Annotated in this window: 2 protein-coding genes and 1 pseudogene; all 3 read left to right on the top strand. The window is 39.2% G+C overall.

Going from position 1 to position 5,250, the window contains the following annotated elements:
• Window positions 1-263, top strand: a pseudogene (locus tag AACZ30_RS12710) (TonB-dependent receptor); the annotation flags it as partial.
• Between the two features lie 333 nt (window positions 264-596).
• Complete coding sequence (locus AACZ30_RS12715; RefSeq protein WP_339649779.1) at window positions 597-4,049, top strand: pyruvate carboxylase; 3,453 nt, start codon at window positions 597-599, stop codon at window positions 4,047-4,049.
• Window positions 4,050-4,321: 272 nt separating this feature from the next.
• Window positions 4,322-4,981 carry a uracil-DNA glycosylase family protein gene (locus tag AACZ30_RS12720; protein WP_208224935.1) on the top strand — a complete coding sequence of 220 codons (660 nt, stop codon included), beginning with the start codon at window positions 4,322-4,324 and terminating at the stop codon, window positions 4,979-4,981.
• The last annotated feature ends 269 nt before the right edge of the window (window positions 4,982-5,250 follow it).

Raw genomic sequence — 5,250 nt, forward strand, 5'->3', positions numbered from 1 at the left:
TAGGAGAAATTCCTCTGGATGACGCCAATTCAGGTTACACAGATGAATACAGTTTGGTAAACTTCAAAGCTGGTTATACTTTCAATATTTTTCAGGAACTAAATTTAAATTTATATGGTGGTGTAAACAACGCTCTGGATGAGCATTATGCCGCGAGTGTATTAACCAATGCCGTTGGCTTTGGAGGTGCCGATCCACGTTATTATTATCCCGGGAATCCCAGAAACTATTTTGGAGGCATTCAACTGAATTATATTTTTTAAAAACTTAAACCTCACAGGGTTACTAATCCTGTAAGGTTTTCCTAAATTTTAATATTAAACGTCATCGCAAACGAAAAATGAGCGCGGCGATCTTTTTAATTAAGAGTTAAAAGTGAATAGTTAAAAGGTAAGAGAGAAAAGAATCAAGAGGCAGAAATCAGGATATTTTTTTAAAATCCAAAACCGACAACTCACAACCGAAAAACGAGAACCCACAACCGAGAATCGACAAAACTTTTATATAAAATTTAGCATAATAAATATCCCATACTTCTGAATGTTTTAATAGTTTACGGCAACAACTAACTATTGCTAATTAACTCAGCCAAAAACATGAAGATTCAAAAAGTATTAGTAGCCAATCGTGGAGAAATCGCGATTCGAATTTTTAGAGCCTGCACCGAAATAGGAATAAGAACTGTAGGTATTTTTACCTTTGAAGATCGCTACTCTCTTCACCGCTATAAGGCCGATGAATCTTACCAAATAGGCCCCGATAAAGAGCCCTTAAAACCTTACCTGGATATAGATGCCATTATTAATACAGCCAAAGAGGTGGGGGCTGATGCTATTCATCCCGGTTACGGATTTCTTTCTGAAAACGCCGATTTTGCACAAGCCTGTAAAGACAACAACATTATTTTTATTGGTCCCGAGGTTTCAGTATTAAAAAGCCTGGGAGATAAAGTTACCGCGAAAACAGTAGCGGTAAAGAACAATGTTCCGGTGATTCAGAGCAACGAAAAAGACCTGGAAAGCCTGGATATTGCCGTAGAAGAAGCCAACCGAATAGGCTATCCCATTATGCTGAAAGCCGCCAGTGGTGGCGGAGGCCGTGGAATGCGAGTGCTTAGGGAAGAAGCTGAATTGAGAAAAGCTTTTTCAGAATCTAAACGCGAAGCGCTGAATGCCTTTGGAGATGATACCGTTTTTATCGAAAAATTCATTGAAAATCCGAAGCATATTGAAATCCAGATCGTGGGAGACAACCACGGGAATATGGTGCATCTTTTCGAGCGAGATTGCTCTGTGCAACGCCGTTACCAAAAGGTAATCGAATTTGCGCCTTCCTATAACCTTGACCAAACCACCAAGGAGAAACTGTATGAGTATGCCGTGAATATTTGTAAAGCGGTGAATTATAATAATATTGGTACAGTCGAATTTCTGGTAGATCACGATGGCAGTATTTACTTTATCGAGGTAAATCCACGAATCCAGGTAGAGCACACTGTTACCGAAGTTGTAACGGGAATAGATCTGGTTAAAGCACAGTTGTTTATTGCCGGTGGATATAAACTAAGCGACGAGCAGATAAAAATTAAAGATCAGGAATCGCTTAGCACAAACGGATTTGCCCTACAATGTAGAATTACTACCGAAGATCCCGCCAACGATTTTCAACCCGATTATGGAACCATTACCACGTATAGAAGTGCCTCCGGATTCGGAATTAGGCTGGATGCCGGGAGTTTGTACCAGGGTGTGACTATTTCGCCTTTCTTTGATTCTATGTTGGTAAAAGTTTCTGCCAGCGGTAGAACTTTAGACGGTGCCTGCCGTAAAATGCGTCGGGCTTTAGCTGAATTTAGAATTAGGGGCGTAAAAACTAATATTCCGTTTTTAGATAATATTCTTCAGCATGAGAAATTTAGAGAGGGAAGCGTAACGGTGAATTTTATTGCCAATAATCCCGATCTATTTAAGCTGAAAGAAACCCGAAATCGCGCCACGAGAATGGTTGAATTTCTGGGTGATGTAGTGGTAAACGAAAATCCCGATGTAAAGGAAATAATAGAAACACCAAAACTAATAAAAGCCGATGTTCCTGCTTTTGATCACCCTGCTGCATACCCAAAAGGAACCAAAGATCTGCTTACCGAACTGGGCCCCGAAAAGTTTGCCGAATGGTTAAAGAATGAAAAGAAGATTCATTTTACCGATACTACTTTTAGAGATGCACACCAAAGTTTGCTCGCCACCAGGATGCGAAGTACAGATATGCTGAAAGTAGCTGAAGGTTTTGCTAAAAATCATCCCGAAACATTCAGTATGGAAGTATGGGGAGGCGCCACGTTTGACGTTTGTTTAAGGTTTTTAAGAGAAAATCCGTGGGAACGCTTGCAATTACTTCGGAAAGCAATGCCAAATATCTTGCTACAAATGCTAATGAGAGGTTCTAACGGGGTTGGGTATACTGCTTATCCCGATAATTTGATCGAAAAATTTGTAGCTGAAGCCTGGGAAAACGGGGTGGATATTTTTAGAATTTTCGATTCTCTGAACTGGATGAAATCTATCGCGCCCTGTATAGAATATGTACGGAAAAACACTTCAGGTCTTGCTGAAGCTTCAATTTGTTACACCGGCGATATACTTGACACAAAGGGTAAATATAATTTGGAATATTACCTTCAGCTAGCGAAAGATATTGAAAATGCGGGGGCTCATATTTTGGCGATAAAAGATATGGCCGGGCTGCTAAAACCATACGCTGCCGGCGAACTGGTTTCCGCATTAAAATCTGAGATCAATATTCCGGTACACTTGCATACTCACGATACTTCGTCTATACAGGCGGCTACTTACTTAAATGCCATAGAGGCCGGGGTAGATGTGGTAGATGTGGCGCTGGGTGGACTTTCCGGACTTACCTCGCAGCCTAATTTTAATTCCCTGGTGGAAATGACGAAATCTGGCGAGCGTAAAGCCGATTTCAATATGGAAAAGCTCAATGAGTATTCGCATTATTGGGAGGCGGTAAGAAAGTATTATTTCCCATTTGAAAGCGGACTTAAAGCTGGTACTGCCGATGTTTACAAACACGAAATTCCTGGCGGGCAATATTCTAATCTTAAACCTCAAGCCGAATCTTTAGGCCTGGCTTCCAGGTTTCACGAGATTACCGCGATGTATTCTAAAGTAAATAAGCTCTTTGGCGATATTATTAAAGTTACTCCGAGTAGTAAGGTAGTGGGCGATATGGCGCAGTACCTGGTGAGCAATAATTTGAGTATTGAAGATGTGATGGAAAAAGGCGAAAACCTTTCTTTCCCGCAGTCGGTGGTAAATTTCTTTAAAGGTGATTTAGGTCAACCTCACGGCGGTTTTCCTGCTGAGTTGCAAAAGATTATTTTGAAAGATCAAAAACCTTATACCGATAGGCCTAATGCCCATTTAGAACCTATAGATTTTGAAAAAGAATTCAAGGAATTCTGCGATATTTTTAAAGAAGGAATGGGCCGGAAACTGGAAATGACCGATTTCCTTTCGTATAAATTATATCCAAAAGTATTTACAGAATATTTTAATCATTATCGAAAATTTGGAGAAGTAATGAATATTCCGACTCCTAATTTCTTCTACGGAATGCAACCCGGTGAAGAGATTACCGTAGAAATGGATAAAGGAAAAACTCTGCTTATCGAATTCCTATCGGTAGGAACTGCAGATGAAGACGGACTTGTAGATGCGTTTTTTAAAGTAAACGGCCAGACCAGAACGGTTAAAATTCAGGATAAGTCGGTTAAAGTTGAAAAAGTTGTTCACCAAAAGATCGATAAGTCTAATGATAAAGAAGTAGGGGCACCAATTCAGGGCTCTATTTCTTCAATTTTAGTCGAAAAAGGTCAAAAAGTAAAAAAGAACGAACCATTATTTGTAATTGAAGCCATGAAAATGGAAACCACCATCACGGCTAATAATGAAGGCGAAATAGATGAAATAATTCATAAAGAAGGCACCATGGTTTTTGCAGATGATTTGGTTATTAAGCTGAAAGAATAGGTTGAATTAATATTCAATTAAAATTCTTTTTCGCAGAATAGGTAGTCAAAACCTCGAGATTCAGAAAGTCCGATTTTTTATCGGATTTTCGTGAGGTTTTGGCTACGGTTTTTTGGCATTTTTGCCAAAAAATTCCTTGAAAAAGGCGTCTTTTTCTTTGCTTCGTTTATTTTGGACGAGCAAAAGAAATGAAGGGCAGATAGAACCAAACACAGCTTTTATCTGGGAAGATTAAAAAATAATCCTAAACCAACGTAAAACCGCGAAGCGCAATGTTTCACCACACACATCCTTATAAACCTTTTATTCCGAAAAATGCTACAAAACTAATTGTAGGCACACTACCGCCTCCAAGATTTACGAAAGGGGAATTTAAGAAAGGAGACGTAAACTTTTGCTATGGTAGCCGTGACGGACTTTTATGGATCGTTTTAGATAATATTTTTGATCTCGATCTAAAATTTGAAACTACGGAAGCAGCTATTGAGCAACGTAAAGATTTCCTTGAAAAAAGAGGAATTGGTATCTGTGATATGGTAGAAAGCAGTAGGAGGGAAAAGGTAGATGCTTCCGATCTTGGGATGCAAAATGTAGAACTTAGGAATATGGTGGGGATTTTAGAAAAACATCCAAAAATAGAAACCCTGCTTTTTACCGGTGGAAATTCTAAAAATGGCCCTGAGTATTTTTTTAGACGACATCTAAAAGAAGTTGAAAGTGATATGAGGTTAAAAGTGATTTCTAACGAGGTACCCAGGATTCACCAGTTTGTGCTAAACGGCCGACTTATAAAAACGGTTTCTTTAACCGCTCCATCGGGTTCGGCCAATCGAGCTATTGGTAGTATGGAACTTTATAAACAGTTAAAGCGCAAGGATAAGAATTTTAACACCATAGATTTTAGAGTGATGCAGTACAGAGAGTGGTTTTAAAGTATTTAATATTCGTGTATTCGTGGCGGCAATCTCATTACTATCATCGCGAGCGAGCCACACCTCATGCTGTCCCGAAGCTTCGGGATCGTTACAGCATCTAAAATGAATTTAGACCCCCGATGAAAGATCGGGGCAGGCTCTGAAGTGAATTCAGGGTAACGAACTTAGATATTTGGTATATACAATAAGTTTAGAAAAAACAAAAACCCTAAATCTAAAAGTATAAACTTTCAAATTCAGGGTTTTCAGACGTAGTCAACTTACAA

Origin of the sequence: uncultured Salegentibacter sp. (assembly GCF_963972535.1) — a bacterium.
GTDB lineage: Bacteria > Bacteroidota > Bacteroidia > Flavobacteriales > Flavobacteriaceae > Salegentibacter.